Annotated in this window: 12 protein-coding genes; 8 read left to right on the top strand and 4 right to left on the bottom strand. The window is 73.3% G+C overall.

Features of this window, described 5'->3' with window-relative positions; all coding sequences use genetic code 11:
• Positions 1 to 37 precede the first annotated feature (37 nt).
• Complete coding sequence (locus ABT014_RS19385) at positions 38 to 394, bottom strand: DUF488 domain-containing protein (protein ID WP_350640201.1); 357 nt, start codon at positions 392 to 394, stop codon at positions 38 to 40.
• A 122-nt stretch (positions 395 to 516) separates the two neighbouring features.
• Between ABT014_RS19385 and ABT014_RS19380 the strand changes: the two genes are divergently transcribed.
• The 5 genes from ABT014_RS19380 to dnaE all read left to right on the top strand — a co-directional run bounded on the left by ABT014_RS19380 (position 517) and on the right by dnaE (position 7,795).
• On the top strand, positions 517 to 1,602 hold the full coding sequence (locus ABT014_RS19380) for an NUDIX hydrolase (protein ID WP_350640200.1): 1,086 nt from the start codon (positions 517 to 519) through the stop codon (positions 1,600 to 1,602).
• Between the two features lie 69 nt (positions 1,603 to 1,671).
• Positions 1,672 to 2,055 (top strand): DUF6188 family protein, encoded by a 384-nt coding sequence (locus ABT014_RS19375; RefSeq protein WP_350640199.1) that lies wholly within the window; start codon positions 1,672 to 1,674, stop codon positions 2,053 to 2,055.
• Positions 2,056 to 2,194: 139 nt separating this feature from the next.
• The gene (locus ABT014_RS19370) at positions 2,195 to 2,491 is read left to right on the top strand and encodes a DUF4193 domain-containing protein (RefSeq protein WP_350640198.1); all 297 of its coding nucleotides are present in this window, start codon (positions 2,195 to 2,197) and stop codon (positions 2,489 to 2,491) included.
• Between the two features lie 446 nt (positions 2,492 to 2,937).
• A complete protein-coding gene (locus ABT014_RS19365) occupies positions 2,938 to 4,119 on the top strand; it encodes a DUF5685 family protein (protein ID WP_350640197.1) in 1,182 nt (393 codons plus the stop codon).
• Positions 4,120 to 4,240: 121 nt separating this feature from the next.
• Complete coding sequence (gene dnaE, locus ABT014_RS19360; RefSeq protein ID WP_350640196.1) at positions 4,241 to 7,795, top strand: DNA polymerase III subunit alpha; 3,555 nt, start codon at positions 4,241 to 4,243, stop codon at positions 7,793 to 7,795.
• A gap of 108 nt (positions 7,796 to 7,903) precedes the next feature.
• Here dnaE and ABT014_RS19355 read toward each other — a convergent pair whose 3' ends face one another.
• Both ABT014_RS19355 and ABT014_RS19350 read right to left on the bottom strand, forming a co-directional pair.
• A complete protein-coding gene (locus ABT014_RS19355) occupies positions 7,904 to 8,302 on the bottom strand; it encodes an ArsR/SmtB family transcription factor (RefSeq protein ID WP_350640195.1) in 399 nt (132 codons plus the stop codon).
• Positions 8,302 to 8,673, bottom strand: coding sequence for a hypothetical protein (locus ABT014_RS19350; protein ID WP_350640194.1), 372 nt, complete (start codon positions 8,671 to 8,673; stop codon positions 8,302 to 8,304). The genes ABT014_RS19355 and ABT014_RS19350 overlap by 1 nt, the downstream gene beginning before the upstream one ends.
• 267 nt (positions 8,674 to 8,940) lie before the next feature.
• Here ABT014_RS19350 and ABT014_RS19345 point away from each other — a divergent pair, with 267 nt between their 5' ends.
• Complete coding sequence (locus tag ABT014_RS19345; protein ID WP_350640193.1) at positions 8,941 to 10,041, top strand: hypothetical protein; 1,101 nt, start codon at positions 8,941 to 8,943, stop codon at positions 10,039 to 10,041.
• Positions 10,042 to 10,101: 60 nt separating this feature from the next.
• Here ABT014_RS19345 and ABT014_RS19340 read toward each other — a convergent pair whose 3' ends face one another.
• Entirely contained in the window at positions 10,102 to 10,617 is a 516-nt protein-coding gene (locus ABT014_RS19340; RefSeq protein ID WP_350640192.1) for a pyridoxamine 5'-phosphate oxidase family protein, read from the bottom strand.
• Between the two features lie 275 nt (positions 10,618 to 10,892).
• Between ABT014_RS19340 and ABT014_RS19335 the strand changes: the two genes are divergently transcribed.
• Both ABT014_RS19335 and ABT014_RS19330 read left to right on the top strand, forming a co-directional pair.
• Positions 10,893 to 12,083, top strand: a complete 1,191-nt coding sequence (locus ABT014_RS19335; RefSeq protein WP_350640191.1) for a L,D-transpeptidase — start codon at positions 10,893 to 10,895, stop codon at positions 12,081 to 12,083.
• A gap of 99 nt (positions 12,084 to 12,182) precedes the next feature.
• The gene (locus tag ABT014_RS19330; protein WP_350640190.1) at positions 12,183 to 12,722 is read left to right on the top strand and encodes a histidine kinase; all 540 of its coding nucleotides are present in this window, start codon (positions 12,183 to 12,185) and stop codon (positions 12,720 to 12,722) included.
• Positions 12,723 to 12,735: the final 13 nt, after the last annotated feature.

Genomic DNA, 12,735 nt, shown 5'->3' with positions numbered 1-12,735 from the left:
GTTCCTGTTCTGGTGCACCTGACCGGCCGGGCCGGTCTCAGGCCCGCGCCCCGAGCAGTTCGGCCAGCACCGCGAGGTGGCTGAGCTCCGGCTCGCGGGTGGCCGTCAGCAGGGCGAGCGGCCCGGCGCCGGCCAGCGCGCGCAGCCGCTCCAGCGCCTGTGCGGGCCCGCCCGCGGCCAGCTCGGCCCGGTAGCGGGTGCGGAACTCCGCGTACCGCTCGGGAAGATGGCCGTACCAGCGGCGCAGCTCGGTGCTCGGGGCGACCTCGGGGAGCCACTCGTCGAAGGCCCCGGCGTCCTTGCGCAGACCGCGCGGCCAGAGCCGGTCCACCAGCACCCGGTGGCCCTCCCCGGCGACCGGGTCGGCGTAGATCCTGCGGACCGTGACGGCCACGCGTCCTCCTCGGGTCGGTTCGCTCCCCCACGGCCATCCTCGCGCGCGGACCGCCGGGACGCCTGCGTGCCCGCTGCCGTCTCCGGCATGCTGGGTGGCACGGGCGAGGACAGGGGGGCGTGATGGCGGAGCATCCGGTGGGCACGGACGGGCGGGACCTGTTGGCGGCGGCGGGGGTGCTGTTCACCGACGAACGGGGCCGGCTGCTGGTGGTGCGGGTCTCGTACGAGGCCGAGCACCCGGTGGCGGTGCCCGGCGGCGGCTGGGAGGAGCAGGACCTCTCGCCGCGGGCGACCGCCGTCCGGGAGATCGAGGAGGAGCTGGGCATCACGCCCCGGCTCGGTGCGCTCGCCTGCCTGGACTGGTCGGTGGACGGGGACCGGCCGCCGATCGCCGCCTTCCTGTACTGGGCCGACCCGCTGACCGCGGCCGAACTGCGCGGGCTGCGGCTGGAGGAGGGCGAGCTCGGTTGGTCCGGCTTCCTGGCGCCCGGGCGGGCGGCCGCCGCGCTGCCGCCGATGCTGTCGCGCCGGGTGGCGGCCTGCCTGCGGGCGCCGCGCTCGGCCGGACCGCTGGAACTGGCGGTCGGCCACCCGGTCGGCCACAGCCTGGAGCACCTGGCGCCGGCTCCCCCGGTGCGGTACACCGGGGCGGCCGGCCTGCCGCCGCTCGCGGTGGAGCACCCACCGCCCCCGCCGCCGATGGACCGGGCGACCTACCTCGCCACCCGGGCCCGGATCCGCGCCAAGGCGCGGATGCTGTTCACCGACCCGGACGGCCGGGTGCTGCTGGTCCGCCTGCACCCGCGGCCGCACGACCGGCGCCCGTACTGGGTGCTGCCGGGCGGCGGGATCGAGGCCGACCGGGAGCTGCCCCGGCAGGCCGCCCGGCGGGAGATCCGGGAGGAACTCGGCTGGGAGTGCGAACCCGGCCGGCTGCTGGTGCTGGACTGGCTGCCGGGCCGGCCGGGCAGCCGGGCGCAGCTGGTGCACGTCTTCGACGGCGGCACCGTCACCGCGGAGCGGCTGGCCACCGCCCGGCTGCCCGAGGACGAGGTGGCCGAGGCCCGGCTGGTCACCCCGGAGCAGGCCCGCGAGCTGCTCTCCGCCCCCGCCCGGGCCCGGGTGGAGGCCGCCGTGGCGGCCCGGCGGCGGACGGGCGGGCCGGCCGAGCTGGTCCGCGGCGCACCGGCCGGCGAACCCGCCTGACGGCGGGGTGCGGGCAGGGCCCGGGGCGGGGACAATGGAGCGTCCCGACGGCTGAGGAGGTGCGTACCGATGGCAAGAGGTCCGATCGAGTCCGTGCTCTGCGGGCAGCGGGTCGAGGCCGTCGACGGCGGCTACCGGCTGCGGGTGGAACTCACCGAGGGGCTGGCGGTGACGGTGCGCAACGACTTCCGGCTGACCGGCCCGCGCGCGGTCCAGCACTTCTACCCCGGGCTCACCACGGCCCCGGTCGCCGGCCTCACCGGGCTGGTCGGCACGGTGGTCACCGCCGTCCGGGTCAGCCCCGCCGGCACGCTGGAGCTGGACTTCGACAACGGGCGTACCATCGCCGTCCCGCCCGAGCTCGCGCCCGGCGGACCGGCGGAGGCCTGGCGGGTCAGCGGCCCGGCCGGACCGTTGTTCACCTCCGTCCCGGGCGGCTACCTGAGCGTCTGAACAGGGCGGCCGACCCGGGCGGGCCACGGGCCGACCGTCATCCGAACAGGTGCGGGCCGCCTGTCGCGGTACCGCCCACGGCCCGGACAGGACAGGATGTCCGTCGACACTCACCCATCTCGACGGGAAGGCCCCCGTTTTGGCAACCGACTACGACGCCCCGCGCAACAACAACGAGGAATCCGACGACAGCATCGAGGAGCTGAAGAGCCGCCGCAACGACAAGTCCACCGGCTCGGTCGACGCTGACTTCGAGGCCGTCGAAGGCCTGGAACTCCCCGGCGCGGACCTCTCCGGTGAGGAGCTCACCGTCCAGGTGCTGCCGGAGCAGCAGGACGAATTCACCTGCGCCACCTGCTTCATGGTGCACCACCGCAGCCAGCTCGCCGGCAAGGACAGCAAGGGCCGGCCGATCTGCAAGGAGTGCGCCTCCTGACGGACGGGCCGCCCGCCCGGCGCCGCCCTGCCCGGCGGGCACCGGGCGGCACCGGACGCACCGGGCCCACCGGGCCCACCGGGCCATGGTCAGGTCTCCTGGTCATGGCCGGTGGCGGGGTGCGGCCCGGCCGCCCCGGTGGCCGCGGCACCGCCGCCGGCCGGCCCTGGTCGGCACGGTCGGTCCGACCCTAGGGCTTGTCTGACAATTCCCGCCGGGCGCGCGACGCTCCCCCAGCCTTCGGCCGGGAGGTACCCCCAGGCATCCTCCTCCGCCTGGACGCACCGGCGAAACGTCCAAGTACGTCCAGTACGGGGACGCTTCGCCGGCACGCCCAGCCGGGCGCCCACCGCCGCGCGCTCATCCGACGCGAATTGTCAGACAAGCCCTAGGATGGGTGATCGACTGCGGCCGGGGAGGCCGTGGCACGGGGGAGGCGGGGACGCGTGTTCGGAATCATCAGACCCTGCCGGCACCGGCTCCCCGAGCGGCTGCGGACCAGCTGGCTGGCCCACCTGTGCGGCCTCTGCCTGGCCCTGCGCGACGACCACGGCCAGCTCGCCCGGACGGCGACCAACTACGACGGATTGATCATCTCGGCCCTGGTCGAGGCGCAGCGGGTGCCCGTCCCGGGCTCTTCCGGGCGGGCGGCCGGGCGCCGCAAGGCCGGGCCGTGCCCGCTGCGCGGGATGCGCGGCGCCGAGGTCGCGGACGGCGAGGGCGCCCGGCTCGCGGCGGCGGTCTCACTGGCGCTCGCCTCGGTGAAGATGCGCGACCACGTGCTGGACGCGGACGGCGCCTTCGCCCGCCGGCCGGTCGCCGCCGGGGCCCGGGTGGTGGCCCGCCGCTGGGACCGGCAGAGCGCCGGCGGCGGCTCGGCGGTCGGCTTCGACACCGCGGTGCTGCTCGGCGCCGCCGACCGGCAGGGCCGGCTGGAGCGGGAGGCCCGGCCCGGTGGCTCGGTGCTGCTGGTCACCGAGCCGACCGAGAGCGCGACGGCCGCCGCCTTCGCCCACACCGCCGTGCTGGCCGGGCGGCCGGGCAACGGCCCGGCGCTGGCCGAGGCGGGCCGCCTGTTCGGGCGGCTCGCGCACCTGCTGGACGCCGCCGAGGACGAGCAGGCGGACGCCGCCGCCGGCGCCTGGAACCCGCTCACCGCGACCGGCACCGACCGGGACCGGGCGCAGCAGCTCTGCCGGGACGCCGTGCACGGCATCCGACTCGCGCTGCGGGACGTGGAGTTCACCGACCGGGCGCTGGTCCACCTGCTGCTCGCGCACGAGACCGACCGGGCGGTGGACCGGGTGTTCGGGCACGGCGCCGGCTGCGCGCTGCCGGCCCTGGCGGCGGACGGCGACCGGGCCGGGGCGACGATCACGGACCGGCCGCCGACCGAACCGCCACCGGGCAAGACCCCGCGCGGGCTGCTCGCGGGCTGCGCGGTCTGGGCCCTGATGGCCTGCACCTGCCAGCTGATGTGCTGCGACCACGACGATCCGTTCAGCCGGGAGCGCCGCGAGGGCTGGTGCCAGCGCAACGGTGACTGCGGTGACTGCTGCGACTGTGACTGCGGTTGCTGCGACTGCAGTTGCGATTGCTGCTGCGACGGGTGCGGCTGCGACTGCTGACCTGCCACGATCCGGCGCGGCACCGGCGGGCCCGGTGGTGCTGGCGTCGGAGGGCGCGGACGGCGGCTAGGGTGGGAGGCTTCCCCGCCGGGTGCCCAGATCCGCAAGGAGCCGCACAACCGTGTCCGACACCTTCACCCACCTGCACGTCCACACCGAGTACTCGATGCTGGACGGAGCGGCGAAGAACGGCAAGCTGTTCGCGGAGGCGGAGCGGCAGGGCATGCCGGCCATCGCGATGAGCGACCACGGCAACATGTTCGGCGCGTACGAGTTCTTCCACTCCGCCGCGAAGACCGGGGTGAAGCCGATCATCGGGATCGAGGCGTACGTCGCGCCGGGATCGCGGTTCGAGAAGAAGCAGGTGTTCTGGTCCCCCGGCGGGCAGCGGCCGGCCAGCTCGGACGGCGAGGGCGGCAAGGACGTCTCGGGCGGTGGCCGGTACACCCACATGACCATGTGGGCCGAGAACGCGACCGGCCTGCGCAACCTGTTCAAGCTCTCCTCGCTGGCGTCGATGGAGGGCTACTACATGAAGCCCCGGATGGACCGCGAGCTGATCGCCGCCAACTCCACCGGGATCATCGCCACCACCGGCTGCCCGTCCGGCGAGGTGCAGACCCGGCTGCGGCTGGGCCAGTACGAGGAGGCGGTCAAGGCCGCCGGCGCGTACCAGGACATCTTCGGCCGGGAGAACTACTTCCTCGAGCTGATGGACCACGGCCTCTCGATCGAGCGGGACGTGCGCGAGGACCTGCTGCGGCTGGCCGCGCAGCTGAACATCCCGCTGCTGGCCACCAACGACTCGCACTACGTGACCGCGGACCAGGCGGACGCGCACGACAGCCTGCTCTGCGTGGGTGTGGGCAAGAACAAGGACGACCCGAACCGCTTCAAGTTCCAGGGCACCGGCTACTACATCAAGACCGCGGCCGAGATGCGCGAGCTGTTCCGCGAGCTGCCGCAGGCCTGCGACAACACGCTGCTGATCGCCGAGCGGATCCAGCCGTACGACGAGGTGTTCACCTACGTCGACCGGATGCCGCAGTTCGACGTGCCGGAGGGCGAGACGCAGGCCTCGTACCTGCGCAAGAAGATCGCGGCGGGGCTGAAGGTGCGCTACGGCGACAACCCGAGCCAGGAGGTGCTGGACCGGGTCGAGCTGGAGATGGGCGTCATCTCCCCGATGGGCTTCGACGCCTACTTCCTCGTGGTCGCCGACATCTGCCAGTACGCCCGGGACAACGGCATCCCGGTCGGACCGGGCCGAGGCTCCGCGGCCGGTTCGATGGTCTCGTACCTGACCCGGATCACCGAGCTCGACCCGCTCGAGCACGACCTGCTGTTCGAGCGCTTCCTCAACCCCGAGCGGATCAACCCCCCGGACGTCGACATCGACTTCGACGACCGCCAGCGCGACCAGATGGTGCGCTACGTCACCGACAAGTACGGCGCCGCGTACACCGCCCAGGTGAACACCTTCGGCACCATCAAGGCGAAGGCCGCCGTCAAGGACGCCAACCGGATCCTCGGCTACCCGTTCGCGATGGGCGACCGGATCACCAAGGCGATGCCGCCGGACGTGATGGGCAAGGGCGTCCCGCTGGCCGACCTGTTCAACGAGAGCCACCCGCGCTACAACGAGGGCACCGAGATCCGGGCGCTCTACGCCAACGAGCCCGACGTCAAGAAGATCATCGACACCGGCCTGGGCATCGAGGGGCTGATCCGCGGCACCGGCGTGCACGCCGCCGCCGTGATCCTCTCCTCCACGCCGCTGCTGGAGCTGGTCCCGCTGCACAAGCGGGACAAGGACGGCGTGATCATCACCGGCTTCGACTACCCGTCGTGCGAAGCCATGGGCCTGATCAAGATGGACTTCCTGGGCCTGCGGAACCTGGGCATCATCGACCACGCCATCAAGATCATCAAGTCCAACCGGGGTGTCGAGGTCGACATCGAGAAGATCCCGCTGGACGACCCCACCACGTACGAACTGCTGGCCCGGGGCGACACCCTGGGCGTGTTCCAGCTCGACGGCGGCCCGATGCGGGCCCTGCTGCGGCTGATGAAGCCCACCGAGTTCGCCGACATCTCCGCGGTCAGCGCGCTGTACCGGCCCGGCCCGATGGGCATGAACTCGCACACCAACTACGCGCTGCGCAAGAACGCCCAGCAGGAGATCATCCCGATCCACCCGGAGCTGGAGGCGCCGCTCAGCGAGGTGCTCGGCCCCACCTACGGCCTGATCGTCTACCAGGAGCAGGTGCAGCGAGCGGCGCAGGTGCTGGCCGGCTACAGCCTCGGCCAGGCCGACCTGCTCCGCCGGGCCATGGGCAAGAAGAAGAAGGAGGTCCTGGAGAAGGAGTTCATCCCGTTCCAGGCCGGCTGCCGCGAGCGCGGCTACTCCGACGAGGCGATCCAGTCCGTGTGGGACGTGCTGGTGCCGTTCGCCGGCTACGCGTTCAACAAATCGCACTCCGCCGCCTACGGCCTGGTCTCGTACCAGACCGCCTTCCTCAAGGCCAACTACCCCGCCGAGTACATGGCCGCGCTGCTCACCTCGGTGGCGGACGACAAGGACAAGATGGCGGTCTACCTGGCGGAGTGCCGCCAGATGGGCATCAAGATCCTGTCCCCGGACGTGAACGAGTCGGTGGTCGACTTCACCGCCGTCGGCAGCGACGTCCGCTTCGGCCTCAAGGCCGTCCGCAACGTCGGCGTGCCGGTCATCGAGTCGCTGGTGCGCACCAGGAAGGAGAAGGGCAAGTACGCCTCCTTCGCCGACTTCCTGGACAAGGTCGAGCTGGTGGTGTGCAACAAGCGCACGGTGGACTCGCTGGTGAAGGCCGGGGCGTTCGACTCGCTCGGGCACACCCGGCTGTCGCTGAGCTCGGTGCACGAGAGCGCGATCGACGCCGTGACCGGGGTGAAGAAGCAGCAGGCGATCGGGCAGGACGACCTGTTCGGCGCGTTCGGCGGGGAGTCGGACACCCCCGCCATCGGGCTGGACTTCGAACTCACCGAGCGGGAGTGGCCGCGCAAGCAACTGCTCAGCCTGGAGCGGGAGATGCTCGGCCTGTACGTCTCCAGCCACCCGCTGGACGGCGCCGAGCACATCCTCTCCCGCAACCGCGACATCTCGATCGCCGAACTCCTCGGCTCCGGCCGCACCGAGGGCGAGGTCCGGCTGGCCGGCCTGATCACCGGCGTGGACCGCCGGATCAACAAGGCCGGCAACGCCTGGGCGATCATCACGCTGGCCGACCGGGACGGCTCGGTCGAGGTGCTGTTCTTCCCCGCCACCTACAACCTGATGGCCGACCAGATGGTCGAGGACAACGTGATCTCGGCCCGGGGCCGGCTCAACGAGCGCGACGGCTCGCTGAGCATCTTCGGCCAGGAGATCACCACCCTGGACGTCTCCTCGGCGGAACTCGGCACCAAGCCGCCGGTGCAGATCACCCTGCCGGTCGGCAAGATCACCCCGGGCACGGTGGCCGACCTCAAGGCCGCACTGCTGGCCCACCCCGGCGACGTCCCGGTCCGCCTGCTCACCACCAACTGGGACCGCAACACCCTGTACGAGCTGGGCCTGCGGGTGAACCCCGAGCACGGTCTGGCCTCGGACATCAAGACCGTGCTCGGCACCCACGCCTGGGTGGGCACGCTGTAGCACCGGGCACGCTGTAGGACCGATCCTCCCGCACGCGGGGCGCGCGCCCGGGCACGACCCGGGGTGCGCCCCGCGCCGGATCACCGGCCCCGCGCGCGGGCGGTGCGGTCAGGCCCGGATCCGGCCGCCGATCGGCTCGGGATCCGGCTCGGCCTCGGGGTCGGGGTCGGCGGTGGTCTCGGCCTCGCGCAGCTGCTCCAGCACGCCGGCGCGGTCGGAGAGCAGCACCGTGAGGATCCGGCGGGCCGAGCGCAGCAGGTCGGCGACGTCCGCGCCGGCCAGCGAGTAGAGCACCACCGGGCCTTCGCGGACCGAGACCACGATGCCCGAGCGTCTGAGCACACCGAGCTGCTGGGACAGGTTGGAGGCCTCGATACCGAGGTCGGCGAGCAGGTCGCGGACCGGCAGCGGGCCGCCCTGGAGCAGCTCCAGCACCCGGATCCGGACCGGGTGCCCGAGCATCCGGAAGAACTCGGCCTTGACCTGGTAGAGCGGGGGTTGCGGCATCAGACCTCGAGCTCGCTCTCGACCAGCTGGAGCCGGCGCCTGGCCATCGCCAGGTTGGCCCGGCTCCGGTCGAGGGCCAGGTAGAGGAAGAGACCGCTGCCGTTCCGCGAGGTGAGCGGGCGGATCAGGTGGTACTGGCCGCTGAGGGTCACCAGGATGTCCTCGATGGTGCCCTGGAGGCCGAGCATCTCCATGGTGCGCATCTTCGCCCGGACCAGATCGGTGTTGCCGGCGGCGGCCACGGACAGGTCGAACTCCCGGCCGCCACCGAGGGTGCCCAGTGCCATGCCGCTGCCGACGTCCACGAGTGCGACGCCGATGGCGCCCTCGATCATCATCGCTTCCTTCAACGCCACGTCTGTGTGTGCCATGTCGACGACTCTAAGCAATCACCTGACTGCGCATCAGGTGAATTGCAGAACTCTGCAATTCACGTTGCCGTTGCGGTACGGTGCCCCCGCCGGCCCCGGCCCTCCCCTGCGCACCGGCCGCCCCGGGCGACCCGAGCAGGCGCCCGGCCGGCGGCGCCCCCAGCTCCCCGAACGGGCCTCTCCGGTGGCGCGCGCGGCGAGGCGGTCCCGAAGCTGTGAGTGGACATATCTCAATCCCGAGATATTTCACCTACGAAGGAACCAGTTGTGGCAAGACCCATCTCCGTCTCGTTACCTCCCGCAGGCGCCGGCCCGGACGGATCGAAGCACCTCATCGGCGCCGCCCCCGCTCTCCTCTTCTCCCCCTCCCCCGCCCCCGCCCCCGCCCCCGCCCCCGGGCAGACCGCCGAGCCGCCCGGCGCCGACTGGGGGACCACCCTCCTCGACATGGCGGCCACCGCCCGTCCCGTCCCCGAAGTCGGCGTCCTGCTGGACCTGTTGGAGACCTCCGACACCGCCGTGCTGGCCCGCGCCCTCAACTCCGCGGCCCGTAACCGCCCGGTGGAGGAACTCGCCGATCTGATCGTCGCCCTCGCCGGAGCCCCGAACGCCATCGCCCACGAGGCGCTGCGGATCGCGGTGGTCACCCGCGAGGTCCCCGAAGTCGCCCGGCTGGTCGACCTGTTGGGGGCGGATCCGGACTCGGGCGTCCGCGAGGCACTCTGTGCGGCCGCGTTGGAGCGGCCGGTCGCCGAGGTCGCCCAGCTCGCCCGCTGTCTGAACCGGCCCGAGCCGCGCACCCCGGAGCCCCTCACCGGTGCGGAGACCGCCGCCGCGGACGGCACGGCCACCCCGGAGAGCCCGGCCGCGCCGGAGACCGGACCCGGGAGCACCGGTGGCGCGGAGCCGGTGGTGGCGGCCCGTCCGGTCACCGCGTCCGGCGCGCGCCGGATCGCCCGGCGGCTGCGGTCCCCGCTGCGCCGCCCGGCGGCCGTCGCGCTGCTGACCGCCGCGGCGGCGCACCTCCCGCTGGTGCTGCCGTACTGGCGCACGGCGCCCTACCTGGGCGCGGCAGCCGCCGTGCTGGTCGGGCTCTTCCTGCTGCTGGCCGTCCGGCTGGTCCGCCGGGACACGGCGTTGGTCTGGTGCTCGACCGCGGCGGTGGGCGCGGTGGCCGTCGCCGGGTACTTCCTGACCCACCGGTACCTGCTGCCGGCCGCGGCCACCGAGCTGGCCCGCTGGCAGGACCGGCTCGGCCCGCTGGCGCTGGCCGCGGAGCTGGTCACGGTGCTGCTCGCCGCGGCGCTGTGCGTGCCGCGGCTGCGGCAGCAGGGCCCGGTGCGCCCGGGCCCGCGCCGCAGCGCCTGACGACCCACGGGTGCCCGGCCGGACTCCGCTGAGTCCGGCCGGGCACCCGTGCGTACGGGCTCAGCCGCGCTCGAAGCGCCAGCGGGTCTGGCCGTACTCCCCCTTGGCGAACCCGAAGGCGGTCACCGGCTCCACCCGGAACACCAGGTCGTCGCCCTCCTTGCCGCGGAAGCCGCCCTCGCGCACCTCGAAGTGCCACTCGCTGCCGTACTTGCGCTCGTACGCCTCGGCGACCGGGCGCAGCGCCGCGACCTCGACCAGCCGGACGGCCTCGCCCTCGACCACCACGTCCAGGCCCTCCCGGAGCGCGTTGGCGCCGGCGGTGAGGACGCAGTGCGGGTTGCCCGCGAGGTTGGCGGCCTTGCGCTCGCCGGCCCCGGTGCAGAAGTGCAGGGCGCCGTCCACCCACACCGCGATCAGCGGGGTGACGTGCGGGCGCCCGTCCGGGCGGACCGTGGACAGCCAGTACAGCTCCGCCCCGGCCAGCCGGTCGCGCGCCACCTGCCAGGGGGTCGCCCGCGCTCCCCGGTCGCTGTACCGGGGATCGAGCTCGGCCACCGGTTCCCGTTCCGTCATCTGCACTCCCGCCGATCGGTCGCCGGAGGGCCGGCTGCGCGGGCGGATCGGCCCGCCGGCTCCGGATCCGGCCATTCTCGCGCCCGCGCGGCGTCGCGGGCCGGTGCCCGGCGGACGTGTCGGTGTGCGGGCGGCGCCGGGCGGGCAGACGCCCGACGGGGGCACCGGCGGGGGAGCCGGCGGGCGCTCTGTGACCGAATCGTCCCTCGCCCTCGGGAACCTGTCCGGCCGCTGCGGCGTGTACAGGACTGGAACACGGCTGGAGGGGTTACTCGGTGGAGCGCAAGAACAGGGTCCTGGCGGTAGCGGTGCTCGGCGGCGCGATGGCGCTGACGACGGCGTGCAGCGGCGGCGGAGGCGGAGGCGGTGCGTCCTCGGCGGACGCGAAGCCGAAGACGTCCGCGGCGACGGTCAGCATCGAGCCCGCGAACGGCGCGACGGACGTCAAGCCGGCCGGCCCGCTGAAGGTCGCGGTGGCGAACGGCAAGCTGACCGAGGTCACGGTGACCGGCAAGGACGGCACACCGGTGCCCGGCGCGCTCACCGCCGACGGCACGGGCTGGGCGCCCACCGCCGGCCTCGCGATCTCGACCGCGTACAAGGTCAGCGCCCGCGCCACCGACCCGGCCGGCATCGCGGCCACCGCCGAGAGCAGCTTCACCACCCTGACGCCGCAGGCGGGCGCCGGGCCGCAGGACAACATCGCCGACGGCCAGACCTACGGCACCGGCATGATCGTGTCGCTGAACTTCAAGACCGCGGTCAAGGACCGCGCGGCGGTGGAGAAGGCGATCACCTTCGAGACCTCCGACGGCAGCGTGGTCAAGGGCCACTGGTTCAACAACACCCGGGTCGACTTCCGCCCGGAGACGTTCTGGAAGCCGCAGACCAAGGTGGTCGCGCACTACCGGCTGAAGAGCGTGGAGACCGCGCCCGGCGTGTACGGCGAGGTGGACAGCGACCAGTCGTTCACCATCGGCCGCTCCCGGGTCAGCACCGCGGACGCCGCCTCGCACCAGATGGTCGTGCAGGAGGACGGCAAGCCCGGCGTGACCATCCCGATCAGCGCCGGCGCCTCCTCCCCCGCTTCCCAGAACACCTTCAACGGCACGATGGTGATCATGGCGAAGGAGGGCACCACCATCATGGACTCCTCCACCGTGGTCAACCACGAGGGCCCCGACTACAAGGTGCCGATGCCGCACGCGCTGCGGCTCACCCCGACCGGCACCTACGTGCACGGCAAGTACGCGCCGGACAACCCCTTCGGCAACCGCAACACCAGCCACGGCTGCGTCGGGCTGGAGGACGGCTCGGCCACGGACGGCGACAACGACTCGGTGGCCGGCCGCTACTACGCGGCGGCCCTGATCGGCGACGTGGTGACGGTGAAGAACTCGGTCGGCGCCCAGGTCGACCCGATGAACGGCCTGAGCGGCTGGAACATCGGCTGGGACAAGTGGTGATCCGACCCTGCCGGCGGCGCCGGCCTCCCGTGCGCACCGCGCGGGCGGGCCTACGGTGTCGTTGACGTCCGCACCCGTACTCCGAGAGGCAGCAGCACGATGACCGAGACGCACACCATGCTCTTCGTGACCTTCGACGACACTGCGAGCGCCCGTGCGGCGTACCGGGAGATCAAGGAGGTGCACGGGGTCCGGCAGGCCGCCGTGATGGAGCGGACCGCGGACGGGCTGCTCGACGTGCCGGAGAGCTGGGTGCGCGGGGCCGGGGCGGCGACCGTGCTGAGCGGCGTGGTCGGGGCGCTGGTCGGGCTGATCGGCGGCCCGATCGGCGCCTTCCTCGGCTGGGGCGCGGGCACCGCGCTGGGCGGCGGCGCGGAGTACAAGCGCTACAGCGACGCCACCGAGGGCCTGATGGTGTTCAGCCGCGGGCTGGACGACAGCTCCACGATGCTGATCGTCGAGCTGGTCGAGACCGACCCGGCGGTGGCGGACGCGATCGCGGCCCGGCACGGCGGCCGGCTGGTGCGCCGCCCGGCGGCCGAGGTGGAGGCCGAGGTGAGGGCCGCCCAGGAGGAGGCCGAGGAGTCACTGCGCGCCGAGCACGAGGCGCAGCACGACCACCACCACAGGGGCGCCTGACAGCGGGGCGACC

Source organism: Kitasatospora sp. NPDC094015 (assembly GCF_040304075.1).
In the GTDB taxonomy this organism is placed as follows: Bacteria; Actinomycetota; Actinomycetes; order Streptomycetales; family Streptomycetaceae; genus Kitasatospora.
Note: the sequence above shows the minus strand (reverse complement) of the source record. Positions and strands in the feature narration are given on the sequence as shown.

Bases quoted from the DNA above. Each gene is read 5' to 3' on its own strand.
- ABT014_RS19340 (WP_350640192.1), bottom strand. From the start codon at position 10,617: ATGACGGAACGGGAACCGGTGGCCGAGCTCGATCCCCGGTACAGCGAC.
- ABT014_RS19350 (WP_350640194.1), bottom strand. From the start codon at position 8,673: ATGGCACACACAGACGTGGCGTTGAAGGAAGCGATGATGATCGAGGGC.
- ABT014_RS19380 (WP_350640200.1), top strand. From the start codon at position 517: ATGGCGGAGCATCCGGTGGGCACGGACGGGCGGGACCTGTTGGCGGCG.
- ABT014_RS19355 (WP_350640195.1), bottom strand. From the start codon at position 8,302: ATGCCGCAACCCCCGCTCTACCAGGTCAAGGCCGAGTTCTTCCGGATG.
- ABT014_RS19330 (WP_350640190.1), top strand. From the start codon at position 12,183: ATGACCGAGACGCACACCATGCTCTTCGTGACCTTCGACGACACTGCG.
- ABT014_RS19375 (WP_350640199.1), top strand. From the start codon at position 1,672: ATGGCAAGAGGTCCGATCGAGTCCGTGCTCTGCGGGCAGCGGGTCGAG.